Source organism: Nocardia sp. NPDC059195 (assembly GCF_042754695.1).
GTDB lineage: Bacteria > Actinomycetota > Actinomycetes > Mycobacteriales > Mycobacteriaceae > Nocardia.
In genome coordinates this window covers 150,823-173,701 of record NZ_JBHZBG010000002.1, presented here as the reverse complement: position 1 = coordinate 173,701, position 22,879 = coordinate 150,823, and the positions used below count along the sequence as shown (strand labels likewise).

At 67.8% G+C, this 22,879-nt stretch carries 23 protein-coding genes; 18 read left to right on the top strand and 5 right to left on the bottom strand.

Going from position 1 to position 22,879, the window contains the following annotated elements:
• The first annotated feature begins 51 nt into the window (after nucleotides 1-51).
• The 5 genes from ACFXKN_RS03515 to ACFXKN_RS03495 all read left to right on the top strand — a co-directional run bounded on the left by ACFXKN_RS03515 (nucleotide 52) and on the right by ACFXKN_RS03495 (nucleotide 5,362).
• The gene (locus ACFXKN_RS03515; protein ID WP_379432287.1) at nucleotides 52-636 is read left to right on the top strand and encodes a M15 family metallopeptidase; all 585 of its coding nucleotides are present in this window, start codon (nucleotides 52-54) and stop codon (nucleotides 634-636) included.
• Nucleotides 636-1,961 carry a DoxX family protein gene (locus ACFXKN_RS03510; protein ID WP_379432426.1) on the top strand — a complete coding sequence of 442 codons (1,326 nt, stop codon included), beginning with the start codon at nucleotides 636-638 and terminating at the stop codon, nucleotides 1,959-1,961. Before ACFXKN_RS03515 ends, ACFXKN_RS03510 begins: the two co-directional genes overlap by 1 nt.
• Nucleotides 1,962-2,001: 40 nt before the next feature.
• Nucleotides 2,002-2,637, top strand: a complete 636-nt coding sequence (locus tag ACFXKN_RS03505) for a LysE family translocator (protein ID WP_379432286.1) — start codon at nucleotides 2,002-2,004, stop codon at nucleotides 2,635-2,637.
• 135 nt (nucleotides 2,638-2,772) lie between these two features.
• Nucleotides 2,773-4,293, top strand: coding sequence for an FAD-dependent monooxygenase (locus tag ACFXKN_RS03500; RefSeq protein WP_379432285.1), 1,521 nt, complete (start codon nucleotides 2,773-2,775; stop codon nucleotides 4,291-4,293).
• 157 nt (nucleotides 4,294-4,450) lie between these two features.
• A complete protein-coding gene (locus ACFXKN_RS03495; RefSeq protein WP_378945542.1) occupies nucleotides 4,451-5,362 on the top strand; it encodes a DMT family transporter in 912 nt (303 codons plus the stop codon).
• A 13-nt stretch (nucleotides 5,363-5,375) separates the two neighbouring features.
• On the opposite strand, the gene ACFXKN_RS03490 is transcribed toward ACFXKN_RS03495, so the two are convergent.
• The 3 genes from ACFXKN_RS03490 to ACFXKN_RS03480 form a co-directional block, all read right to left on the bottom strand.
• Nucleotides 5,376-5,804 carry a DUF6463 family protein gene (locus ACFXKN_RS03490; RefSeq protein WP_378945546.1) on the bottom strand — a complete coding sequence of 143 codons (429 nt, stop codon included), beginning with the start codon at nucleotides 5,802-5,804 and terminating at the stop codon, nucleotides 5,376-5,378.
• A gap of 130 nt (nucleotides 5,805-5,934) precedes the next feature.
• Nucleotides 5,935-6,225 carry a hypothetical protein gene (locus tag ACFXKN_RS03485; RefSeq protein ID WP_378929126.1) on the bottom strand — a complete coding sequence of 97 codons (291 nt, stop codon included), beginning with the start codon at nucleotides 6,223-6,225 and terminating at the stop codon, nucleotides 5,935-5,937.
• Between the two features lie 274 nt (nucleotides 6,226-6,499).
• Nucleotides 6,500-7,057, bottom strand: coding sequence for a TetR/AcrR family transcriptional regulator (locus ACFXKN_RS03480; RefSeq protein WP_379432284.1), 558 nt, complete (start codon nucleotides 7,055-7,057; stop codon nucleotides 6,500-6,502).
• A gap of 99 nt (nucleotides 7,058-7,156) precedes the next feature.
• Here ACFXKN_RS03480 and ACFXKN_RS03475 point away from each other — a divergent pair, with 99 nt between their 5' ends.
• From ACFXKN_RS03475 to pyrF, 8 genes are all read left to right on the top strand, one after another.
• Nucleotides 7,157-8,008: an SAM-dependent methyltransferase gene (locus ACFXKN_RS03475; RefSeq protein WP_379432283.1), complete on the top strand. Its 852-nt coding sequence runs from the start codon at nucleotides 7,157-7,159 to the stop codon at nucleotides 8,006-8,008.
• Between the two features lie 416 nt (nucleotides 8,009-8,424).
• The gene (gene pyrR / locus ACFXKN_RS03470; RefSeq protein WP_378945558.1) at nucleotides 8,425-9,027 is read left to right on the top strand and encodes a bifunctional pyr operon transcriptional regulator/uracil phosphoribosyltransferase PyrR; all 603 of its coding nucleotides are present in this window, start codon (nucleotides 8,425-8,427) and stop codon (nucleotides 9,025-9,027) included.
• Nucleotides 9,028-9,103: 76 nt separating this feature from the next.
• Entirely contained in the window at nucleotides 9,104-10,057 is a 954-nt protein-coding gene (locus ACFXKN_RS03465) for an aspartate carbamoyltransferase catalytic subunit (protein ID WP_379432282.1), read from the top strand.
• Nucleotides 10,054-11,352, top strand: a complete 1,299-nt coding sequence (locus tag ACFXKN_RS03460; RefSeq protein ID WP_379432281.1) for a dihydroorotase — start codon at nucleotides 10,054-10,056, stop codon at nucleotides 11,350-11,352. Before ACFXKN_RS03465 ends, ACFXKN_RS03460 begins: the two co-directional genes overlap by 4 nt.
• 12 nt (nucleotides 11,353-11,364) lie before the next feature.
• Nucleotides 11,365-11,880, top strand: coding sequence for a transporter (locus tag ACFXKN_RS03455; protein WP_378945569.1), 516 nt, complete (start codon nucleotides 11,365-11,367; stop codon nucleotides 11,878-11,880).
• Nucleotides 11,877-12,992: a glutamine-hydrolyzing carbamoyl-phosphate synthase small subunit gene (gene carA, locus ACFXKN_RS03450; protein ID WP_378945572.1), complete on the top strand. Its 1,116-nt coding sequence runs from the start codon at nucleotides 11,877-11,879 to the stop codon at nucleotides 12,990-12,992. The genes ACFXKN_RS03455 and carA overlap by 4 nt, the downstream gene beginning before the upstream one ends.
• A complete protein-coding gene (carB, locus tag ACFXKN_RS03445; protein ID WP_378945577.1) occupies nucleotides 12,992-16,354 on the top strand; it encodes a carbamoyl-phosphate synthase large subunit in 3,363 nt (1,120 codons plus the stop codon). The genes carA and carB overlap by 1 nt, the downstream gene beginning before the upstream one ends.
• 1 nt (nucleotide 16,355) lies before the next feature.
• Nucleotides 16,356-17,183, top strand: a complete 828-nt coding sequence (pyrF, locus tag ACFXKN_RS03440) for an orotidine-5'-phosphate decarboxylase (RefSeq protein ID WP_378946244.1) — start codon at nucleotides 16,356-16,358, stop codon at nucleotides 17,181-17,183.
• 168 nt (nucleotides 17,184-17,351) lie between these two features.
• On the opposite strand, the gene ACFXKN_RS03435 is transcribed toward pyrF, so the two are convergent.
• Nucleotides 17,352-18,455: a serine hydrolase domain-containing protein gene (locus tag ACFXKN_RS03435; RefSeq protein ID WP_378945580.1), complete on the bottom strand. Its 1,104-nt coding sequence runs from the start codon at nucleotides 18,453-18,455 to the stop codon at nucleotides 17,352-17,354.
• 155 nt (nucleotides 18,456-18,610) lie between these two features.
• Here ACFXKN_RS03435 and ACFXKN_RS03430 point away from each other — a divergent pair, with 155 nt between their 5' ends.
• The 3 genes from ACFXKN_RS03430 to ACFXKN_RS03420 all read left to right on the top strand — a co-directional run bounded on the left by ACFXKN_RS03430 (nucleotide 18,611) and on the right by ACFXKN_RS03420 (nucleotide 21,235).
• A complete protein-coding gene (locus ACFXKN_RS03430) occupies nucleotides 18,611-19,261 on the top strand; it encodes a DedA family protein (RefSeq protein ID WP_378945583.1) in 651 nt (216 codons plus the stop codon).
• A gap of 118 nt (nucleotides 19,262-19,379) precedes the next feature.
• Nucleotides 19,380-20,588 (top strand): histidine kinase, encoded by a 1,209-nt coding sequence (locus ACFXKN_RS03425; RefSeq protein WP_378945589.1) that lies wholly within the window; start codon nucleotides 19,380-19,382, stop codon nucleotides 20,586-20,588.
• Nucleotides 20,579-21,235, top strand: a complete 657-nt coding sequence (locus ACFXKN_RS03420; RefSeq protein ID WP_378945594.1) for a response regulator — start codon at nucleotides 20,579-20,581, stop codon at nucleotides 21,233-21,235. Before ACFXKN_RS03425 ends, ACFXKN_RS03420 begins: the two co-directional genes overlap by 10 nt.
• A gap of 4 nt (nucleotides 21,236-21,239) precedes the next feature.
• On the opposite strand, the gene ACFXKN_RS03415 is transcribed toward ACFXKN_RS03420, so the two are convergent.
• Nucleotides 21,240-21,584 (bottom strand): DUF6463 family protein, encoded by a 345-nt coding sequence (locus tag ACFXKN_RS03415; RefSeq protein ID WP_378945597.1) that lies wholly within the window; start codon nucleotides 21,582-21,584, stop codon nucleotides 21,240-21,242.
• A 30-nt stretch (nucleotides 21,585-21,614) separates the two neighbouring features.
• Here ACFXKN_RS03415 and ACFXKN_RS03410 point away from each other — a divergent pair, with 30 nt between their 5' ends.
• Together ACFXKN_RS03410 and mihF are read left to right on the top strand one after the other, a co-directional pair.
• A complete protein-coding gene (locus tag ACFXKN_RS03410; protein ID WP_378945600.1) occupies nucleotides 21,615-22,205 on the top strand; it encodes a TetR/AcrR family transcriptional regulator in 591 nt (196 codons plus the stop codon).
• A gap of 348 nt (nucleotides 22,206-22,553) precedes the next feature.
• Nucleotides 22,554-22,874 carry an integration host factor, actinobacterial type gene (mihF, locus tag ACFXKN_RS03405; protein ID WP_056815410.1) on the top strand — a complete coding sequence of 107 codons (321 nt, stop codon included), beginning with the start codon at nucleotides 22,554-22,556 and terminating at the stop codon, nucleotides 22,872-22,874.
• Nucleotides 22,875-22,879: the final 5 nt, after the last annotated feature.

Sequence of the window (22,879 nt, the reverse complement as noted above, 5' to 3'; positions counted from 1 at the left end):
TATCTGAAACCGCATACGCGCCGGCAACACCATGCTGCCTTGACTGAGGGCATGAACCACAGTGAACCAGCGACACGCCGTCTCCGGTCGTCCGTCGTTGCCGCCCTTGTCGTCGTCTCTGCCGGTGTCCTCGTTTATCAGTCGCTGCCGTCCCTGTCCTCGGTCGCACGATCCATCGACGCCTATCTCGGCGGCCACCGCGGTCCGCCCGGCGCGACGCTCTTCGATGACGAGAATCCGTCCCTGGGCAACCTCGACCCCGCCTTGCTCTCCGCTCTTCGCGAAGCTGCCACCGATGCCGCCGACGACGGGGTCGAGCTGGTCGTCAACAGCGGCTGGCGGTCCCCGGAATACCAGGAACAACTTCTGCGCGAGGCGGTCTCGAAGTACGGCTCGGATACCGAAGCCGCGCGGTGGGTGGCAAGCCCCTACACGTCTGCTCACGTGGCGGGCGAGGCGGTCGATATCGGGCCGACCGAGGCCGCGGCATGGCTGTCCGCGCACGGTGCCGAGTACGGGCTGTGCCAGATCTACGCGAACGAACCCTGGCATTACGAGCTACGCCCCGGCGCGGGGGAGCTCGGCTGCCCGCCCCTGTACGCCGACCCGACCCACGACCCGAGGATGCAACAGTGATCACGGCAGCCCCGGCCACCCCATGGACCGGTCGACTCGCGCCGACCCAGCTCGCGCTCCGCTTCTGCGTCATCTATTTCGGCCTGTTCTGCCTGCTCCTCACCTATATCCCGTTCGCGCTGCTCGGCATCCTCGGCCGGTGGATCCGCGAATACCGGGGGCCGTGGAACATGCCCATCACCGACCCCGTCACCGGTCCGGTCGGCAGAACGGTCTTCGGGGTCGACGCACAGCTACACCAGGACTCCGGAGCAGGCGACCAAACCGCCGTCTGGGTGCTGGTGTTCTGCCTGCTGGTTGTCGCGGTGGTGGGCACCACGGTGTGGACGGCCGTCGACCGTCGTCCCTCGTCCCCCCGCCTGCTGGCATGGTTCACGCTGTTCCTGCGGCTGTGTCTGGGCGGACAGATGGTGGGGTTCGGGTTCGCCAAACTGATCCCCACCCAGATGCCCGCGCCCACACTGGCTCAGCTGTTGCAGCCGTACGGCGAACTGAGTCCGGCCTCGGTGCTGTGGCTGCAGGTCGGTAGCTCCTATCCGTATGAGATGGCGCTCGGCGCAGTGGAAGTCGTGGCTGGGCTGCTGCTGTTCGTGTCCCGGACCGCGGTGCTCGGCGCCGCACTGAGTCTGGCGTGCACGGCTCAGATCCTGCTGCTGAACATGACGTTCGATATCCCCGAGAAACTGCTCGCCTCGCACCTGTTGCTGATCAGCCTGATCCTGCTCGCCCCGTACCTGCGTCGACTGGCCGATGTCCTTGTGCGGCAACGCGCGTGCGGGCCACTGACGCAACCCGCGCTGTTCACCGCCGCCCGGAAGAACCGCATCGCGACCTGGGCGGTGGCGGCCATGGGCCTGTGGGTCGCGCTGGGCAGCGGCTACGACCGCTGGGTGGTCTGGCAAGAGCAATCCGGTGCCGCGAGCCCCAAGTCCGAGCTGTACGGCATATGGGAGGTGCGGGATTTCACCCTCGACGGGCAGCTGGTGCCGCCGCTGACGACCGATGAAACCCGCTGGCAGCGACTAGTTTTCGACGATCCAGCGCAAGCGACCTACCAGCGGATGAACGGCGAATTGGTACCGGCACGCGCCTACTTCCGCCCCGACGGACAGCTGGAACTCGCCTCTGACACAACCGGCGCGTCCGAGCGGCGGCCACCCTTCGCGACGTTGGCCGCTGACCGACCCACCCCAGACCAACTGCTACTGAGCGGAATACTGCACGACCGCCCCGTCACGATCACCCTGGAACGCCGGGACCCGAACACCTTCACCTTGCGCAGCCGCGGGTTCCACTGGGTGCAGGACTATGCGTACTTCCGGTAATCGGAACGGCGGCGGGGTCGGGGCAGCTACGCTCCGACAGATGGTTCCGCTGTCGAATGCCGCGGCCTTCGCCGTCGCCTCCCTGATCATCATTGTGATTCCTGGCCCGAACGTGCTGTTCGCGATTGGTCGAGCACTGACGCTGGGGCGGCGGTCCGCTGTGCTGTCGGTCGCGGGTGCCGTCGCTGGATCGTTCGTACCCTTGGTCGCGGTGTCGGTGGGCCTCGGTGCGGTCTTGATGGCGTCGGCGACGTTGTTCCTGCTCGTGAAGATTGTCGGAGCCGGTTATCTGATCTATCTGGGCGTCGCGACGATCCGGCAGCGGAAGGAGCTGGCGGCGGCCTTGCAATCGAAAGCTCCGAGTATCGGTGGAAGCCGGGTGCTCGGACAGGGGTTCATCGTCGGCGCCACCAACCCCAAGACGATCGTGTTCTTCGGCGCGGTTCTTCCGCAGTTCGCGGTTCCGGCCGAAGGTGGGCTACCCGCGCAGTTGCTGATCCTCGGCGCGATCTTCCTGACGATCCAAGCGCTGTCGGATGGTTGCTGGGCGTTGCTCGCGGCGACGGCGCGGTCGTGGTTCGCGCGTTCTCCGCGTCGCCTCGAAACTGTCAGCAGCACAGGCGGGCTGATGATCATCGGAGTCGGTGCGGGGATGGCGCTGAGCGGAACCAACTAGCGTGGCCGACTCACTCGTTGCCCCTTCTAACTTATAGCTCACCCGGGGGCTTGCGGCAAGGCCCTGGTGGTGCTGCACAATCGCTGGGCAATGCAGGGACCAGCCACATTCGGGAGTGACAACAACATGCAAGAGATGACCACCGACGTGATCGTTGTCGGCGCTGGGCCTGCCGGATTGATGCTCGCGGGGGAGCTGGGCCGGACCGGTGTGCGGCCGTTGGTGCTCGAACGCCGTGAACGGCCGGGTACCGCGCAGAAGGCCAGCGGTCTCGGTGGGCGGATTCTGGATGTGTTGCGCTTTCGCGGACTGCTCGACCGGATGACGGCGGTCAGCGGTGACCCGAGTCCGAAGCCGATTTTCCCCTTCGGGGGCGTGCACCTCGACTTCACCGGTCTCGACGAAACTCCGATGCACGCCATGGCGATTCCGCAGGCGCGGGTCGAGGAGCTCCTCGCCGAGGACGCCGTCGACCTCGGCGCCGAGATCCGGCGCGGACACGAGGTGGTCGCGGTGACCCAGGACGACGACGCGGTGATCGCGCAGGTGAACGGGCCGGACGGGCCGTACCGGGTGCGCGCCCGCTACCTGGTCGGCTGCGACGGTGGCCGCAGCCGGATCCGCGAACTGGCGGGAATCGAATTCCCCGGCAGCACCTATCCGGAGGTCAACCGGTTGGCGGTGGTCGCGGTGCACGAGTCGGTGACCGTGCTCGCCGACGGCGGGATCGAGGTACCCGGTCTCGGCCGGATCGATCCGGGATTCACCCGCACCGACAACGGGGTGTTCGCGCTCGGACGGGTCAGCACCGAGGACCGGGTGATGTTCTTCCAGACCACCGAGAACGACGAAGCCGAATACGACAACGACGAACCGCTGACCATATCCGAACTCGGCGACAGCGTGCGGCGCGTGCTGGGCGCGGAGGTGCCGCTGGGTGCGCCGACCCGCTTGTCGCGCTACCAGTTCCAGGACCGCCAGGCCGAGAACTACCGTGTGGGCCGAGTTTTCCTGGCCGGTGACGCGGCCCACCTGCTGCCCGCCACCGGTGCCGCGATGAACCTCGGCATGACCGATTCGGTGAACCTGGCCTGGAAGCTGGCCGCCGACATCGGAGGTTGGGCGCCGGCGGACCTGCTCGACACCTATCACGCCGAACGTCACTTCGCCGGTGGCCGCGCATTGCTGCAGACCCGCGCCCAGGCTGCATTGCGCCAAGGCCACGATCCCGCCGCCGAGGCCTTGCGCGCGGTATTCCAGGGACTCCTCTCCGACGAACCAGCGCTGCGCCGCATGGGCGCCCTCGTCGCGGGCACCGATCTGCGCTACGCGACACCCGGAACCCATTCGCTCACCGGCACTTTCGCACCCGATCTGATCCTGGACACCGACCCGGGCACCACCACCGTCGCCGAACTCATGCACACCGCGCGACCGGTCTTCCTCGACCTGGCCGACCGCGCCGACCTGCGCGAGATCGGCCGGGAGTGGGCTCCGCGCGTCGAGATCCACTCGGCCAAGACCGTCGATCGCCCAGCCGATGCTCTCCTGATCCGTCCCGACGGTCACATCGCCTGGGCCGCGACGATCGACGAGTCATCCGACACCGCCGTAACTGCACTGCGTGCGGCGCTGACCAGGTGGTTCGGCGTCTAGGAATCGCGCGAACGCGGTAGTCTCCGACCTCCGGCGTGCGATCCGGTGAATCCGGTTCCCGCGACCGCCACGTGACGCAATGCCAACCGGCCCAGGGCTCTTCGATCCTGGGCCGGTTCGCGTTGAAATCCGTGCCCGTCTGTGGATTACTCCTGGGATGAATTCGATCTCGACAACCGAACGGCCGGCGACGCACGCGCTGCCCGGCTGGTCGGTGCCGATGGTGTTCATCGTCGCGGCGACCTCGCAATATGTGGGCGCGGCACTCGGCGTATTCCTGTTCGACACCACCGAGCCGGCCACCGTCGCCTGGCTGCGCGCCGCCGCGGCGGGAGTGGCGTTGCTGGCATGGCGGCGTCCATGGCGAACTCGCTGGACGCGGCGGGGCATCGCGACGGCGGCAGGCTTCGGAATCGTCACCGTGTCGATGAACATCGTGTTCTACGAGGCCATCGCGCGGATCCCACTCGGCACCGCCGTCGCGATCGAATTCCTCGGTCCGGTCGCGGTCGCGACGCTGGGCTCGCGACGGGCTCGCGACCTGCTTGCCGTGGCACTGGTGGCGGTCGGGGTGGTGCTGCTGGCCGGTGTGCAACTCGATGTCGAGCCGGTCGGTGTGGGTTTCGCGCTCGCCTCGGCCGTCCTGTGGGCGGCTTACATCCTGGTCGGCAAACGCGTCGCCGACACCGGTGACGGCCAGGATTCCCTCGCTGTCGGCATGGCGGCCGCGGCGGTGTTGCTGGCGCCGTTCGTGTTGATCCCGCAGCTGGCGATCGACGCCGCGGTATTCGCCGACCCGCGGACCTGGCTGCTCGGTCTCGGCGTCGGCGTGCTGTCGAGCGCGGTGCCGTACGCGCTGGACCAGGTGGTCCTGACCGCGGTGGGCCGTGCGCGTTTCGCCTTGCTGCTCGCGTTGCTTCCGGCGACCGCGACCGTCGTCGGCGCGATCGCCCTCGCGCAACGGCCCACCGCGCTGGAACTCGCGGGCATCGCTCTGGTCATGCTGGCGTTGACGATCAGTGCGCTGCCCACCCGTCAGGCCGCGCCGGAACCGCCCGCCCCGCTGTGACCGTTCGACCCGATCATGCTCGAGATGCCATGTCTGGCACCGATGCTCCGACCGATGTAGCGGCGCTGCGGATTCCGCGCAGCAGCATCACGGCGGCGACCACCACGATCGGTCCCGGGGTCGGCTCGACGATGACGGCACAGAGCACGCCCCAGCCGAGCACCATCCAGGCGAGGAAAACAGGCGGAACGATCCCGTTCCGGTCCATCCAGACAACGAGCAATCCGACGATGAACAGTGGCCAGCCGAAACCGGCGGGGTTCGCCCAGAAAGCGTTGGCTGCACCGGTGTCCTCCCACCAATGCCCCCACAGGTCCAACGACAGCCACTCATCGAAATAGGACCAGCTGGCCAGCATCCCGAGCGTGAGATGCCCGATGCCGATGATCGCGATGACCCGCCCGGCCCACTTGATCGTCCGATTCACACTCGGCTGTTCCATGGCTGACTCCCAACCTCTATACGTAACCGTACAAATCTGAGCGTATCGACACTTATACGGATACGTATAGAGGGTGGGATATGGCATGCGGCACACGGGGAATGCTGACCTCGGGGGCGAATGAGCGAGGTCAGTTGCCCTGGGCCAGGTAGTTGTAGATTTCGTGGATTTCGATGGTGGGTTGGTTAGGCATGCCGACTTCCATGCCGATGGGGCCGAGGGTGGTTTCGGCGAAGCTCTGGAATTGCTCGGGGGATTCCCAGACGTCGGTGACGTGGAATCCGTTGTCGGTCTTTCTGACCAGGTGGAACAGCAGGCCGGGGCCGCCCGAGCCGCCGTGCACGAAGCCCATCTTCGCCAGGGCCTGGTCGTACTGTTCGAGGGTCGAGCCGGGGAAGTCGAGTTCGACGGCAACCGTCATGACGGTCATCTCCTTGCGCGGTCGAGCAGGAGTGGAGTGACTGGGGCCCGGCCCAGCGAACGGCGGGTCGCGTTCGAACACCGTGACCCGGCGCTCCGATCGGATCACGATCGCTCTGGGCGGCGGTACGAACTCACCGTCGCGATGTGGTGCGCATCACAGTCTAGTCCGTGGGGTCATAGGCCGACAAGCGACCTTGTAGCCCTCCGGACGGCAGCCCGTTGTCGCCCAGGCCATTCCGATACCGGAGTCTGCGGGTGCATTTCCGACTCGCCTAGTGGATCCTGGCGAGGATATCGATCGCGATATCCGTTGCGGCGGTGTGCATCTGATCATCGGTCAGCTCGAGGTCGCCCATCATCGACAGGCTCCAGCTGATCGCGAGCAGTGCTTGCCGGGCGTGGTAGATGTCCAGCGGGGCGGCGTCGGGCTCGGTCATGAGGTCGGCGAGAACGCGGAATTGGTAGCGCAGGCCCGCACCGAAACCGAGGTCACGGAACGCGGGCTGGTTCTCGTGCCAGAACCGCACCATGTCACGGCCGAGGCTGTGGAGCAGCGCGCTGTAGCGGCGCAGGATCTGCTCGGCACGCCCGCGCCCGGGCGGGGTTTGTTCGGCCCAGGTGACGATGTCGTCGATGCCGCGACGCAGATCGTCGGACAGGCTGACGACGATGTCTTCCTTCGTCCGGAAGTGGTAGTACAGCGCGGCTTTGGTGACACCGAGCCGCTCGGCGATCTCGCGCAGCGACGTCTTCTCGTAGCCGCGCTCGGAGAACAGTTCCATCGCCACCGTGCGGATGCGTTCCCTGGTGTCGCTACGACGTCCGTCCACGGGGCTTTCCTTTGCTTGACGACCGGCTAGGGCGAGCCTACCGTCGGACCATGACCGAAATCACTAGCCGGTCGGCAAGTTAGTTTGGAGGAGGGGCAGATGACGCAGGTGAACGTACCCACCGCGGGGGTGGCACTGACCGCGATCGGGGTCGCGCTGATTCGCGAGCAGGAGTCGCGCAGGCCGGATCGGCTCTACGACGACCCACTCGCCTCGGCGTTCGTCGACGCCGCGCGCCGAGATTTCGTCCGCACCGAGAACGGCACAGCGCGGTGGGAGCGAGTGGAGGCGGTGGCCGAACAGTTCTTCGCGGGCCGATCCGTCGGCGTTCGGTTGGTCGACGACCAGGTGGCCGCGGCCGTCGCCGCCGGCTGCCGCCAGATCGTCCTGCTCGGCGCGGGGCTGGATACCCGCGCCTACCGGATGGGCCTGCCCGCCGACGTCACCGTCTACGAACTCGACCTGCCCGAGCTGTTCGCCTTCAAGGAACCGGTGCTGCGCGCCGCGGGCGCCACACCGACGGCGCAACGGCACGTCCTGCCGATCGACCTGCGAACAGCCTGGGCCGTCCCGTTGCGCGAGCGCGGATTTCGCCCCGACCAGCCGACGCACTGGATCGACGAGGGCGCGCTCGCGTACCTCCCGCCCGAAGATCACCGCGATACCGTGGCGGCACTGACGGCGCTGTCCGCGCCCGGGAGCCGATTCGGCCTCAGCCGGTTCGCGGTCGATCCCGACGCCGCGCCGTACGCCGAACTGCGCCGGCTCGTCTCCGGTGACGACGATGCGCAGGCTCCGCCGCTGGATGCCGGACGCCCTGCCGAACACTGGCTCGTAGCGCACGGTTGGCGCACCGAGTTCCGCGCCTGGGACGACATGATCGTTGCCCTCGGTCGAGACGTGGCGGTGAACGACCCGGCGGTCGGCGTCGTACTCGCCGAGCGGGTGTGATCGAAGGCGAACCATTCGCGCCGGGCTGCGGCAGTTATCAAAGCCGTCCCGACGACGTGAAGGCGATCACGGACCGGTTCGCGCCGGGCGGTCACAGCGGCGCTACGTGGCGGTGAAACACGCGCGCTCACTGCACTTTCGGCGCGCATGTGATCACCGACACGGCAGCGGTCGCCTCTCGGCGGTCCGTGGTCGCGCTCACAGGCGGGCCTACCTGGTCAAAGGCCCCCCGTGGCGCTGATAGGCTGACGGGCGAGTTAGGCATCCTTTAACGGACCGTCCGGTGAGGCGGGGAAGGAGGTCGGCATGGCTGTGCCCGAACGGGTGGCCAGAACCGGCGTGAGCGAGCGTGCGAGCGAACCAGCAATACAGCGCGCATCGCGCACCTGTCCGCCGAGCGCCAGCGAGGTGGACAGGTGAGCGAAACATCGCAGCGGCACACCCCGGAGTGGGTGGCAGCCGGTCGCGAGTTGCTGTCGCCATCGGATGTGACCAGGACCGTAGCGCGGATCGCGCATCAGATCATCGAGAAGACCGCTTTGGATTCCGGCGACGCCGACGCACCGCGGGTGGTTCTCATGGGTATCCCCACCCGCGGCACCACGCTGGCGAACCGGCTCGCGGACAAGATCGAGGAATTCTCCGGTGTGCGCCCCGCGCTCGGCTCCCTCGACATCACGCTGTACCGCGACGACCTGCGCAGTCGCCCGCACCGCCCGCTCGAGCGCACCTCGGTACCCGACGGCGGCATCGAGAACTCCCTGGTCGTCCTCGTCGACGACGTGCTGTTCTCGGGTCGCACCGTCCGCTCCGCCCTCGACGGCCTCCGTGACCTCGGTCGCCCCCGCGCCGTGCAGCTGGCGGTCCTCATCGACCGCGGCCACCGCGAGCTGCCGATCCGCGCCGACTACGTGGGCAAGAACGTGCCCACCTCCCGCGCCGAGGACATCTCGGTGCTGATGGTCGAGCACGACGGTCATGACGGCGTGTATCTGCATCAGGAAGGTCAAGAGCAGTGAGGGCGCGAAGCGACCGAACCATGAACACAGCCACCCAGTGGGTCACGCCGGAGCCGAGCGTCAGCGAGGTGGAAGCGTGAAGCACCTTCTGACGGTCGCCGACCTGGATCGCGGCACCGCCACCGAACTCCTCGACGAAGCCGAACGCTTCGAACAGGCCCTGCTCGGCCGCGAGGTGAAGAAGCTGCCGACCCTGCGGGGCCGCACCGTGATGACGGTGTTCTACGAGAACTCCACCCGCACCCGCGTGTCCTTCGAGGTCGCGGGCAAGTGGATGAGCGCCGATGTGATCAACGTGAGCGCGTCGAGTTCCTCTGTCTCCAAAGGCGAATCGCTGCGCGACACCGCGCTCACCCTGCACGCGGCAGGTGCCGACGCGCTGATCGTGCGCCACCCGGCCTCGGGCGCCGCGCACCAGATCGCGCGCTGGATGGAGCAGTGGGCCCGCGAGGAGAACCGCGCCGCCCCGTCGATCATCAACGCGGGCGACGGTACCCACCAGCACCCCACCCAGGCTCTGCTCGACGCACTCACCCTGCGTCAGCGTCTCGGCGATATCGAGGGCAAGCGGATCGTGCTGGTCGGCGACATCCTGCACAGCCGGGTCGCCCGCTCCAACGTCTCGCTGCTCAGCACCCTCGGCGCCGAAGTGGTTCTGGTCGCGCCGCGCACCCTGCTGCCGGTCGGCGTGGAGGCCTGGCCCGCCCGGATCTCGTCCTCCCTCGACGCGGAACTGCCCGGTGCCGACGCGGTGATGATGCTGCGGGTGCAGGCCGAGCGGATGAACGGCGGGTTCTTCCCGTCGGCCCGCGAATACTCGATCAACTACGGACTGTCCGAGCGCAGGCTCGCGTTGCTCGACGACGACGCCGTCGTCCTGCACCCCGGCCCGATGCTGCGCGGTATGGAAATCGCCTCGGCGGTCGCGGATTCGCCGAAATCGGCTGTGTTGCAGCAGGTCTCGAACGGAGTGCATATGCGGATGGCCGTGTTGTTCCGGCTGCTCGTCGGCCAGGAGGAAACGGTATGAGTGAGCTGCTGATCAAGAACGTCAAGCCCTACGGCGAAGGCGACCCCGTCGACGTGCTGGTGCGCGACACCATCATCGCCGACATCGGTACGGGCATCACGGCGTCCGAAGGCGCCGAGGTGATCGAGGGCAACGGCCAGATCCTGCTGCCCGGCTTCGTCGACCTGCACACGCACCTGCGTGAACCCGGCCGCGAAGACACCGAGACCATCGAAACCGGTTCCGCCGCAGCCGCATTGGGTGGCTACACCGCGGTATTCGCGATGGCCAACACCAGTCCGGTCGCCGACTCGGTGGTCATCACCGACCACGTGTGGCGTCGCGGCCAGGAGGTCGGCCTCGTCGACGTGTTCCCGGTCGGTGCCGTCACCGTGGGCCTGCAGGGCAAGCAGCTCGCCGAGATGGGCACCATGGCCGCCGGGGTCGGGCAGGTCAGGATGTTCTCCGACGACGGCTACTGCGTCGACGACCCGTTGATCATGCGCCGCGCCCTCGAATACGCGAACTCGCTCGGCGTTCTCATCGCCCAGCACGCCGAGGAGCCGCGCCTGACCAAGGGCGCCATCGCGCACGAGGGCCCCAATGCCGCGCGCCTGGGACTGCACGGCTGGCCCCGCGCCGCCGAGGAGTCGATCGTCGCCCGCGACGCGCTGCTCGCTCGCGATGCGAACGCCCGCGTGCACATCTGCCACGCGTCCACCGCGGGCACCGTCGAGCTGGTGAAATGGGCGAAGTCCCAAGGCATCTCGATCACCGCCGAGGTCACCCCGCACCACCTGCTGCTAGACGACTCGCGTCTGGAGACCTACGACGCGGTCAACAAGGTGAATCCGCCGCTGCGCGAATCCGCCGACGTGGCCGCCCTGCGCCAGGCACTGGCCGACGGCATCATCGACTGCGTCGCCACCGACCACGCCCCGCACGCCGAACAGGACAAGTGCTGCGAATTCGCGGCCGCCCGCCCCGGCATGCTCGGCCTCGAGACGGCGTTGTCGATCATCGTGCAGACGATGGTGGCTCCCGGCCTGCTCGACTGGCGCGGCGTCGCGAAGGTGATGAGCGAGAAGCCCGCCGCGATCGTCGGACTCGACGACCATGGCCGCCCGATCGCGGTCGGCGAGCCCGCCAACCTCACGCTGATCGACCCCGACGCCGAGTGGACGGTGCGCGGCGCCGAACTGGCGAGCATCTCGAACAACACACCGTTCGAGGACATGACGTTCCCGGCCGAGGTCACAGCCACCGTGCTGCGCGGCCGGGTAACTGCCCGCGAGGGCAAGGCGGTCGGGATCTAGGGAGGCCAGGACGTGGAAAGAACGCTGTGGGTAGTCGGGCTGCTGGCATTTTTCTTTGTGTGCCTATGGCTGATGTACCGGGCATGGCAGAAGAAGGCCACGCGACAGCAGGCACGCATCGGTGAACTGCCGACGGTGCCGGCCGAACTGGGCGCACAACTACTGGAACCGACCACCGGCATGTACCTGGGCAGCACCATCGCGCCCAGCTGGCAGGACCGGATCGCGGTCGGTGACCTGGGATTCCGGGCGACCGCCGAACTGACGCGGTTCGAACGCGGAATTCTGCTCGAACGCGACGGTGCCACGGTGATCTGGATTCCGCAGGAATCGGTGACAGCCGTGCGTACCGAGCGCGGACACGCGGGCAAAGTGATGACAGAGAATGGTGTGCTGGTAATTCGCTGGACACTGCCGACGGGAACCGAGATCGATACCGGTTTCCGCGGTGACGACAAGACGGTGTACCCGGCATGGACGGCCGGGACAGCGGATTCCACCAGGGTGACGACGGGAGACGATGAATGAGTGCAGTAAAGGCAGCCTTGGTGCTCGAGGACGGCCGCGTATTCCGCGGAACCGCCTTCGGCGCCGAGGGTCAGACACTCGGTGAGGCCGTGTTCTGCACGGCGATGACCGGGTACCAGGAAACCCTGACCGACCCCAGCTACGCCCGCCAGATCGTGGTGGCCACGGCCCCGCAGATCGGCAACACCGGCTGGAACGACGAGGACGACGAGTCCGCCAAGATCTGGGTCGCCGGTTACGCCGTGCGCGACCCCTCGCGAGTCTCCTCCAACTGGCGCGCCACCGGCACGCTGACCGACGAACTCGACCGCCAGGACGTGGTCGGCATCGCGGGCATCGACACCCGCGCGGTGGTCCGCCACCTGCGCAGCCGCGGTTCGATGAAGGCAGGCATCTTCTCCGGTGCCGCGCTGGCCAACGACGAGGAGCTCCTCGCGCGGGTCAACGGCCAGGCCTCGATGCTGGGCGCCGACCTCGCCGAAGAGGTGAGCACCGACGCGATGTACACGATCGAACCGGTCGGTGACCACAAGTTCACCGTCGTCGCGGTCGACCTGGGCATCAAGACCAACACCCCGCGCATGTTCGCCGAGCGCGGCGTGCGCACCCACGTGGTGCCGTCGAACACCTCCCTCGACGACATCCTCGCGCTGAACCCCAACGGTGTGTTCCTGTCGAACGGCCCCGGCGACCCGGCCACCCAGGTCGGCGCGATCGCACTCACCCAGGGTGTCCTGGAACGCGGGATCCCGCTGTTCGGCATCTGCTTCGGCAACCAGATCCTGGGCCGGGCACTGGGTCGCAGCACCTACAAGATGAAGTTCGGCCACCGCGGCATCAACATCCCGGTGATCGAAGAGGGGACAGGCCGCGTCTCCATCACGGCCCAGAACCACGGCTTCGCCCTCGAAGGCGAGCGCGGCGAGGTGTTCGACACCCCGTTCGGCAAGGCCGAGGTCTCCCACATCTGCGCCAATGACGGCACCGTCGAAGGGGTCCGGCTGATCGACGGCCGCGCCTTCTCGGTGCAGTACCACCCCGAGGCCGCCGCAGGCCCGCACGACGCCGCATACCTGTTCGACCGTTTCGCCGGTCTCATGGAAGGAGCCTGATGCCTCGCCGCGAGGATCTGAAGCACATCCTGGTGATCGGCTCTGGCCCGATCGTGATCGGCCAGGCGTGCGAATTCGACTACTCAGGCACCCAGGCTTGCCGGGTGCTGCGGTCCGAAGGACTGCGCGTTTCGCTGGTGAACTCCAACCCGGCGACCATCATGACCGACCCGGAATTCGCCGACGCCACCTACGTCGAGCCGATCACCCCGGAGTTCGTCGAGAAGGTCATCGAGAAGGAACGCCCCGATGCCATCCTGGCCACCCTCGGTGGGCAGACCGCGCTCAACACCGCCGTCGCCCTGCACGAGAACGGTGTACTGCAGAAGTACAACGTGGAGCTGATCGGCGCCGACTTCGACGCCATCCAGCGCGGTGAGGACCGGCAGAAGTTCAAGGACATCGTCGCCAAGGTCGGCGGTGAGAGTGCCCGCAGCAACGTCTGTTACACCATGGACGAGGTGCGCGCGACCGTCGCCGAACTCGGCTACCCGGTGGTCGTTCGGCCCTCCTTCACCATGGGCGGCCTCGGCTCGGGCATGGCCTACAACGAGGCCGACCTCGACCGCATCGCCGGTGGTGGCCTGGCCGCATCGCCGACCGCGAACGTCCTGATCGAGGAGTCCATCCTCGGTTGGAAGGAGTTCGAACTCGAGCTCATGCGCGACCGCAACGACAATGTGGTCATCGTCTGCTCGATCGAGAACGTCGACCCGATGGGTGTGCACACCGGTGACTCGGTCACCGTCGCCCCCGCGATGACCCTCACCGACCGCGAATACCAGAAGATGCGCGATCTCGGCATCGCGATCCTGCGCGAGGTCGGCGTCGACACCGGCGGCTGCAACATCCAGTTCGCGGTGGACCCGGCCGACGGTCGCCTGATCGTCATCGAGATGAACCCCCGCGTCTCGCGCTCCTCGGCGCTGGCGTCGAAGGCCACCGGGTTCCCGATCGCCAAGATCGCCGCCAAGCTGGCCATCGGCTACACCCTCGACGAGATCGTCAACGACATCACCGGCGAGACCCCGGCGAGCTTCGAGCCGACGCTGGACTACGTCGTCGTGAAGGCGCCGCGGTTCGCATTCGAGAAGTTCCCCGGCGCCGATGCCACGCTGACCACCACCATGAAGTCGGTGGGCGAGGCGATGTCGATGGGCCGCAACTTCTCCGAGGCTCTCGGCAAGGTGCTGCGCTCGCTCGAGACCAAAGCCACGAGCTTCTGGACCACCGACGACGGCCAATGGGCGGCGACGGATCCGAGCGATCCGGCCTCGGTGCGCGAGGCCATCGAAGCCATCCTCGCCGACCTGCGCGTGCCGACCGAAGGCCGCATCTACCAGGTCGAGCGGGCGCTGCGCTTCGGCGCGAGCGTCGCAGAGGTCGCGCTGGCCTCCGGCGTGGACCCGTGGTTCGTGGCCGAGGTGCTCGCCCTGGTCGAGCTGCGTCAGGAGGTTCTCGACGCGCCCGTGCTCGACGAGGATCTGCTGCGTCGTGCCAAGCACTACGGCCTGTCCGACCGTCAGCTCGCCGCGCTGCGGCCCGAGCTGGCCGGTGAGTCGGGTGTGCGGTCGCTGCGTCACCGTCTCGCGGTGCGCCCGGTCTACAAGACCGTCGACACCTGCGCCGCGGAGTTCGAGGCCAAGACGCCGTACCACTACAGCACCTACGAGCTCGATCCCGGCGCGGAGTCCGAGGTCGCGCCGCAGCGTGAGCGTGAGAAGGTCATCATCCTGGGTTCGGGCCCGAACCGCATCGGTCAGGGCATCGAGTTCGACTACTCGTGTGTGCACGCGGCACAGACCCTGTCGGCCGCCGGGTACGAGACCGTCATGGTCAACTGCAACCCCGAGACCGTCTCCACCGACTACGACACCGCCGATCGCCTCTACTTCGAGCCGCTCACCTTCGAGGACGTCCTCGAGGTGTACCACTCCGAAGCCGAGTCGGGCACCGTCGCCGGAGTGATCGTGCAGCTCGGCGGGCAGACCCCGCTGAGTCTGGCGCAGCGGCTCACCGACGCCGGCGTGCCGGTGGTCGGTACCTCCGCGGCCGCGATCGACCTGGCCGAGGACCGTGGCGAATTCGGTGACGTGCTCGTCGCCGCCGGACTGCCCGCGCCCAAGTACGGCACCGCCACGAACGTGGCGCAGGCGAAGAAGATCGCCAACGAGATCGGTTATCCCGTCCTGGTCCGCCCGTCCTACGTGCTGGGCGGGCGCGGCATGGAGATCGTCTACGACGAGACCTCGCTCGAGGGCTACATCTCCCGCGCGACCGAGCTCAGCCCCGATCACCCGGTGCTGGTCGACCGCTTCCTGGAAGACGCCATCGAGATCGACGTCGACGCACTGTGCGACGGCGACGAGGTCTACCTCGGCGGCGTGATGGAGCACATCGAGGAAGCCGGTATCCACTCCGGTGACTCCGCCTGCGCGCTGCCCCCGATCACGTTGGGCCGCAGCGACATCGAGGCCGTGCGCCGCTCCACCATCGCGCTGGCCAAGGGCATCGGCGTCAAGGGTCTGCTCAATGTGCAGTACGCCCTCAAGGACGACGTGCTCTACGTCCTGGAAGCCAATCCCCGGGCGAGCCGGACGGTTCCGTTCGTCTCGAAGGCCACCGCCGTGCCGCTGGCCAAGGCCTGCGCGCGCGTCATGCTCGGCGCCACCATCGCCGACCTGCGCGCCGAAGGCATGCTGCCGCCCGAGGGCGACGGCGGCCACGTGCCGCTCGACGCGCCGGTCGCGGTGAAGGAAGCCGTGCTGCCCTTCCACCGGTTCCGTCGCGCCGACGGCTCCGGCGTGGACTCGCTGCTCTCCCCGGAGATGAAGTCCACCGGCGAGGTCATGGGCATCGACGCCGACTTCGGTACCGCGTTCGCCAAGAGCCAGGCCGCCGCCTACGGCTCGCTGCCGACCGAGGGCACCGTGTTCGTCTCGATCGCCAACCGCGACAAGCGCGCCATGGTGTTCCCGATCAAGCGCCTGCACGACCTGGGCTTCCGGATCCTCGCCACCGAGGGCACCGCGGAAACCCTGCGCCGCAACGGCATTCCGTGCGAGCAGGTGCGCAAGCACTCCGACCCGGAAGCCACCGATCCGGCCACCGGCATGCCGGAAGCCTCGATCGTGGAGCAGATCCGCGACGGCGAGATCGACATCGTGTTCAACACCCCCTACGGCAACTCGGGTCCCCGCGTGGACGGCTACGAGATCCGCACCGCCGCGGTGGGCGCGAACATCCCGTGCATCACCACCGTTCAGGGCGCGGCGGCGGCGGTGCAGGGCATCGAGGCCGGCATCAACGGTGGTATCGGGGTGCGCTCGCTGCAGGAACTGCACTCGAAACTGCGTGGCTGACATGACATTCGGTCACCGGTTGCAGCAGGCCATGCGGCAGTTCGGACCCGTGTGCGTCGGCATCGACCCCCACCCCGCCTTGCTGCGGGCGTGGGGGCTCACCGAAGACGTCGACGGGCTCGAGGCTTTCGCCGAGATCTGTGTCGAGGCCTTCGACGGTCGGGTCGCGCTGGTGAAGCCGCAGGTCGCGTTCTTCGAGACCTACGGTTCCGGTGGCATCGCGGTGCTCGAGCGCACCATCTCGGTGCTGCGGGCCTCGGGCACCCTGGTGCTGGCCGATGCCAAGCGTGGCGACATCGGCTCCACGATGGACGCTTATGCGAACGCCTGGCTCGGCGACGGACCCCTGGGTTCGGACGCGGTGACGGTGTCGCCGTATCTCGGTTTCGGGTCCCTCGACCCGGCGCTGAGCCTGGCGCAGGCCAATCACCGTGGCGTGTTCGTGCTCGCGGCGACCTCGAATCCCGAAGGGGCGCAACTGCAACGGATCACCGCCGCGGACGGTCGCACGATCGCGCAGACGATGGTCGACGAGGCCGCGGCCCGCAACGCCGGGTCCGGTTTCGGTTTCGGCTCCGTCGGTGTGGTTGTCGGTGCGACGCTTACCGAGGCACCCGACCTGTCGGCCCTCAACGGCCCGATTCTGATGCCCGGTGTGGGCGCGCAAGGCGGGGGAGCGGACTCCATCCGCGCCCTGGTCTCGGAGGCGAACCTGGCTGCTGTCGTGCCCAACGTGTCCCGCGAGGTTCTCAACGCGGGCCCGTCGGTGACGGCGCTGTGTGACAAGACGGCTCAGCTGCAAGAGGAGTTCGCCTTCCTGCAGGGCTGACGTGACGAGAGGGGCCGGGGCAGCTACGCGCTGCCCCGGCCTCGTCGTTCGGTCACCCCCGGTGTCGGGAGAGACAGTACGTGCCGTGGGCATCGTGGGTGGAATTCGGGGCGGGCGAGTCGTTTGTCGCGCACCGACATTGTTGAACCTGTCCGTGGCGGACGGCGTTCAAGCGAGGCAGTAGGTCGCCGTGACCGTGGCGAACATCGACAGCGCGTCCGACGAGGCCGCGGAGCCGACCACCATCGTCAGCGACCGGCCGTCGGCCGACCGGAACGCGTAGGTGACGTAGCCGAGCAGTTCGCCGCCGTGTCCCCACAGGTCGCCACCACACGGTGGTTCGAAACGCTGCAGGCCGAGCCCGTAGTGGAAACCCATGCCCATCGGTACCGTCTCACGCATCCGGTCCAGCGAGTCGGGGCTCATCAGACGCCCACCGAGCAGTGCCGCGAAGAAGGCGTCGAGATCGGCTGTGGTGGAGATCATTTCGCCTGCGGCCCAGTCCAGTGAGGGGTTCATCTCGGTCACGTCCACCCGGCCGGCACCGTCGATGTCACGGTGTGCGGTGAGGGCGGGCGCGGGGACGCGGCGGTCGTCGCCGGGCACGGTGGTGGCGGTCAACCTCAATGGTGTGAGAACACGGTCGCGGATCTCGTCGCCATAGCGGTGCCCGGTCACGTGCTCGATCAGCAGGCCGAGGGCGATGTAGTTGGTGTTCGAGTACCGGAAGCGGGCGCCCGGTGCGAAATAAGGGTCGTGGCGCACCGCGGTGGCGAGCAGATCACGCGGTGCGTGAGCACGGAACCGGTCATCGCCGCGCCAGCGGTTCGTCGACATGCCCGGCTCTTTCATGTAGTCGTAGAGCCCGCTGGTGTGATTCATCAACTGCCGCACCGTGATCCGCTCTCCGCCGGGAATCGGCTCTGGCAGCTGCGTGGCGATCGAACCGTCCAGCGTGACCCTGCCCTCATCGACGAGTTGCAGCACGACGGTGGCGACGAAGGTCTTGGTGATGCTGCCGATCCGGAACCTGCTGTGCGGTCCCGGCGTGCTCGCCTGCCCCGCCGCGCTGCCTTCGTACTGCCATTCGCGCTGCCGCTCGCCGTCGGAGACTCGTAACACCACATCGGTGTCGTTCCAGCGCGCGGCGGCCTCGACCGTATCCCCGACAACCCGCCACCGTGCCGTCACGAGGACCAGAGCGGCCATCAGCGTGGCCACCAGCACGGTGCCCACAACGACCGCAGAGGCCCGAAACAGTTTCTGTCGCATACCTTTCGACGCTAGGGACGCGTCCGGCCCGCAGCGATGGTGTACGCCCCGCGAGAGGGGTGCGGAAAACCCCACCCCCGAGCTGAGGTCGCACCTTGTAGACCGGGTGGTTGACGCTACTGATCGCGGGGTCCCGGCTACCTAGCGTCGAAAGCATGGATACGACAGGGAATTCGACCGAACTGACCGGCATCGCGGGGTGGGCGGTACAGCTGATGGAACAGCTCGGTGGCTTCGGCGCCGGCCTCGCGATCGCACTCGAGAACCTCTTCCCCCCACTGCCCAGCGAGGTGATCCTGCCCCTGGCCGGCTTCACCGCCAGTCGCGGCCGGTTCGGCCTGGCCGAGGTCCTGCTGTGGACCACCCTGGGCTCGGTGGTCGGCGCGCTCGCCCTCTACGCCCTCGGCGCCGCCCTCGGCCGCGACCGCCTGCGCCGCATCGTCGACCGGCTACCCCTGGTGAGACTGTCCGACCTGGACCGCACCGAGGACTGGTTCGCTCGCCACGGCGACAAGGCGGTCTTCTTCGGCCGGATGATCCCGATCTTCCGCAGCCTGATCTCCATCCCCGCCGGCGTCGAACGCATGCCACTCACCCGCTTCACGGTCCTGACCACGGCGGGCAGTCTGCTGTGGAACGCGGTCTTCGTCCTCGCGGGCTACTTCCTCGGTGAGAACTGGCACGTCGTCGAGACCTATGCCGGTGTGCTGCAGAAGCTGGTGATCGCCGCTGTTCTCGTGGCAGCGACGGTATTCCTCGCCCGCCGCCTGCGTCAGCGGCTGACACGGGAGAATGTCGGACGATGAGAACTACGCACACGCGACTGCCGCCGGTGCACGCGTGCCATCGCGTGCTGGTCACGCAGAATCTCTCGCCGCGGGCGGGCGCCGCCGCTGTGCGTGCCGCACGCCCTCGGCGAACACGATGGACAGCCGCACCTGCGATATCTGCGGCCGATCGATGAAGGGCTTCGCGGGCGATGTGGCTGTGGCACGGAAGAATCGGGTGGTGAGCCCGGCCTCGGTGCGATCGTCACGCTCGGCCGCCGCGATCGTCGGCTATCTGCTCGGCGTGGTCACCGTGCCGCTCGACCTGCTCGGTGTGCTCGCCGCGCCGATTTCGGCGGGCTTCACCGACCGGATCGCCCGCGTCGAACAGCAGCGCCTCATCCGGTTGCTCGGTGTGCGGTCGAGCGGTGTGCCCCGCGGGCCGCGGGCTGCGGGGTATCTGGCGGTCCGCGCGCTCGTCGGGGTGCTCGGTGCGCTGGTGCTGGCCCTGTCGGGGTTGGGGGTCGTCGTCGCGGTGGCCGTGGTCTACGGCGCGTCCACCGGAGCCGCGGTGCCGATCATCGACGCGACCGAACCCGGTCAGGTCACCTGGACGACAGTCGCCGTGCTGGCACTTCCCGGAGCGGTGCTCTGTTTCCTCGCCGTGCAGGGGTTGCTCGGGGTGGTGCGCGCCGAAGCCTGGTGCCTGCGCCGGAGTACGCGCCCAGGGCAGGACGAGCTGGCCCAGCGGGTCGCCCAGCTCACCACCACCCGCGCCGAGGTGGTCGAAGTGATCGATGACGAACGCCGCCGCATCGAACGCGACCTGCACGACGGTGTCCAGCAGCGGGTGGTCGCCCTGTCGATTCTGCTCGGCCGGATGGACCGGACGATCGATGAGAGCGCCCGCGGCGAATTACAGCAGCGTGCGATCTCCGAGACCGGGCACATCCTCGACGAACTGCGCGAAGTCTCCTGGCGGATCTACCCGGCCATGCTCGCCCGCGACGGTCTGCGCGCGGCCCTCGAGGCCCTCGCCGACCGCACACCGATTCCGACTCGGCTGACCGTCGATCTCGACGAACGCCCACCGCGCCCCGCCGAATCGGCCTGCTATTTCACCGCCAGCGAGGCGATCACCAACGCCATCAAGCACTCCGGGGCCACCACCATCGAGGTCGATGTCGAGCGCGACGGCCGGATACTGCGCCTGCGTGTGCGCGACGACGGAAAAGGCGGCGCCGACCCTTCCGGTCACGGCCTGACCGGCATCGCCACCCGCGTCACCGCATCGGACGGCACCATGACGGTGGACAGCCCGTCTGGTGGCCCGACGATCATCACTGTGGAGGTTCCGTGCGCATAACCCTGGCCGAGGATTCAGCGCTACTGCGCGAGAGCCTGGCTCAGCTCCTCACCGCCGAGGGCCACGAGATCGTCGACTCCGTCGGTACCGCCGTCGAACTGCTGGCCGCCGTGCGGATTCGTCCACCGGACTTGGTCATCGCTGACGTCCGGATGCCACCCGACCACGTCGACGAGGGGATCAGAGCGGCCCTGGAAATCCGCCACGATCAGCCGGGCATCGCCATCCTGGTGCTGTCGCAGTACGTCGAGCGCAGACACGCGGCGGAGTTCCTCACCGGCACCGGCGGCATCGGCTACCTGCTCAAGGACCGGGTCGCCGCGATCGGGGCGTTCCTCGATGCCGTCGACCGGGTGGGCGCGGGTGGTACCGCCTTCGACCCGGAAGTGGTCCGCCAGCTCCTTCTGCACAATCGCGCCGACTCGCCACTGCACCGACTCACCGAGCGCGAACGCGAGGTGCTCGAACTCATGGCGCAAGGTCTGAGCAACGCGGCGATCTGCGGGCAGCTCCACGTCACCCGCAGCGCCGTCGAAAAACACATCAACGCGATCTTCACCAAGCTGGACCTCCCGGTCGGCGAGGCACACAACCGGCGGGTTCTCGCCATCCTGCAGCACCTGCGGGCGGGCGCGGCGCAGGGGTGAGGGCTCAGGCCACGACCCGCTCGTTCCTGGCTCGCCACCAGCCGTACGCACCGATGCCGAGCGGTGCCAGCACCGTCAGGAACCCCGACAGCGGCATGAACGCCAGGCCGGACACCGTGACCGCGCCGAGCGCGAGCAGCACCGCGCCCGGCACGTACCCCAACGCGCGCTCCAGCGCGATCATCGCGATGCCGAAACCGATGCTGACCACGCCGAACTCGGTGAACCAGAAGGTGAGCTCGACATCGTGATCGGCGGCGAAGAACAACGCGATGCCGAGGCCGGTATGGGCGGTGCCGATGAAGGTGAGCAGCGCACCGGCAAGCGGGAATCTAGTTCTTGAATTCATATTCATAAACTGTGCCACTAGGCTGATCCGGTGGCAAGACCCCGCCTTTTCACCGACGATCAGGTGCTCGACGCGGCTCGCGACCTGCTCGCCGACCCGGCGATCACCCGCCCCGCCATCACGGCGATCGGCACTGCGGCAGGCGTGCACTCGGGGTCGATCTATGTGCGTTTCGCCTCACGTGACGAACTGCTCGCCCGCCTGTGGTTGCGGTCGATCCGCCGGTTCCACGAGGGCTTCATCACGGCACTGACCGGCCCCGCGCCGCTGCTGTCCGCCGCCACGTTCCTGCCGCGCTATTGCCGCGCGCACCCCACCGAGGCGCGGGCGATGAAGATGTTCCATCGCGACGAACTCCTCGAGGTGGGCGCCGAGGATCTGCGGTCCGCGATCGCCGGCGTCAACGACGGGATGAACGCCGCCCTGCGGACTGCCGTTGTGACCGAATTCGGGATCGCCGACGACCGATCGCTGGCCATCGCGGGCGCCGCCGTGAAGGCGATTCCGTACGGACTTGTCCGCGATTACGTCGCCCGCGCCACCCCGATTCCGGACTGGATCGACGAGGTCGTGGCGACCGCGTCGGGTGCGGTTCTCGACGAGTTTCGCGCCCGATCTTGACGACACGCTGTGCGAAATCGTGCGACACGCGGGCTTTTTCAGGAAACCCGCTGGTCGCGCGCCACCGGGTTTGCCAGGGCGGCACCAGGCCCTCACGCTACCTGGTGGCTATCATCGCCCATATCGGGATAACCGCAGGTGGGGATGCATTTCAGTGATTCGGCTGTACGATCGAGACGGTGGAATCAGCCGTCACCGCATCGGGTCCGCGCGCGCCATACGGCATTCGTAATCCTGCCCTGACCTGGGGGTCGGGTTCGCAATCGGCGCGCACCGTGGGTACGGTCGCACAGACCGTCCGGGTAACCGGCGGTAGATCTGGCAATGAACGATGAGACGGAGGAACCCGTGGCCCTTCCCCAGCTGACTGATGAGCAGCGCGCCGCTGCTCTGGAGAAGGCGGCTGCCGCTCGCCGCGCTCGGGCAGAGCTCAAGGAGCGCCTGAAGCGCGGTGGAACGAACCTGAAGCAGGTCCTCACCGATGCCGAGTCCGATGAGATTCTCGGCAAGATGAAGGTTTCTGCGCTGCTCGAGGCTCTGCCGAAGGTGGGCAAGGTCAAGGCGGCGGAGATCATGACCGAGCTGGAGATCGCGCCTACGCGTCGTCTCCGTGGTCTCGGTGCCCGGCAGCGCGCCGCGCTGCTCACCCGCTTCGACTTCGACGCCTAAAGTCT

Coding starts and splice junctions, on each gene's coding strand:
- ACFXKN_RS03435 (WP_378945580.1), bottom strand. CDS start 18,455: ATGCGACAGAAACTGTTTCGGGCCTCTGCGGTCGTTGTGGGCACCGTG.
- ACFXKN_RS03425 (WP_378945589.1), top strand. CDS start 19,380: ATGGACAGCCGCACCTGCGATATCTGCGGCCGATCGATGAAGGGCTTC.
- ACFXKN_RS03475 (WP_379432283.1), top strand. CDS start 7,157: ATGACGCAGGTGAACGTACCCACCGCGGGGGTGGCACTGACCGCGATC.
- ACFXKN_RS03515 (WP_379432287.1), top strand. CDS start 52: ATGAACCACAGTGAACCAGCGACACGCCGTCTCCGGTCGTCCGTCGTT.
- ACFXKN_RS03490 (WP_378945546.1), bottom strand. CDS start 5,804: ATGGAACAGCCGAGTGTGAATCGGACGATCAAGTGGGCCGGGCGGGTC.
- ACFXKN_RS03505 (WP_379432286.1), top strand. CDS start 2,002: ATGGTTCCGCTGTCGAATGCCGCGGCCTTCGCCGTCGCCTCCCTGATC.
- ACFXKN_RS03460 (WP_379432281.1), top strand. CDS start 10,054: ATGAGTGAGCTGCTGATCAAGAACGTCAAGCCCTACGGCGAAGGCGAC.
- carB (WP_378945577.1), top strand. CDS start 12,992: ATGCCTCGCCGCGAGGATCTGAAGCACATCCTGGTGATCGGCTCTGGC.
- ACFXKN_RS03485 (WP_378929126.1), bottom strand. CDS start 6,225: ATGACGGTTGCCGTCGAACTCGACTTCCCCGGCTCGACCCTCGAACAG.
- ACFXKN_RS03415 (WP_378945597.1), bottom strand. CDS start 21,584: ATGAATTCAAGAACTAGATTCCCGCTTGCCGGTGCGCTGCTCACCTTC.
- pyrF (WP_378946244.1), top strand. CDS start 16,356: ATGACATTCGGTCACCGGTTGCAGCAGGCCATGCGGCAGTTCGGACCC.
- ACFXKN_RS03430 (WP_378945583.1), top strand. CDS start 18,611: ATGGATACGACAGGGAATTCGACCGAACTGACCGGCATCGCGGGGTGG.
- ACFXKN_RS03495 (WP_378945542.1), top strand. CDS start 4,451: ATGAATTCGATCTCGACAACCGAACGGCCGGCGACGCACGCGCTGCCC.
- carA (WP_378945572.1), top strand. CDS start 11,877: ATGAGTGCAGTAAAGGCAGCCTTGGTGCTCGAGGACGGCCGCGTATTC.
- ACFXKN_RS03500 (WP_379432285.1), top strand. CDS start 2,773: ATGACCACCGACGTGATCGTTGTCGGCGCTGGGCCTGCCGGATTGATG.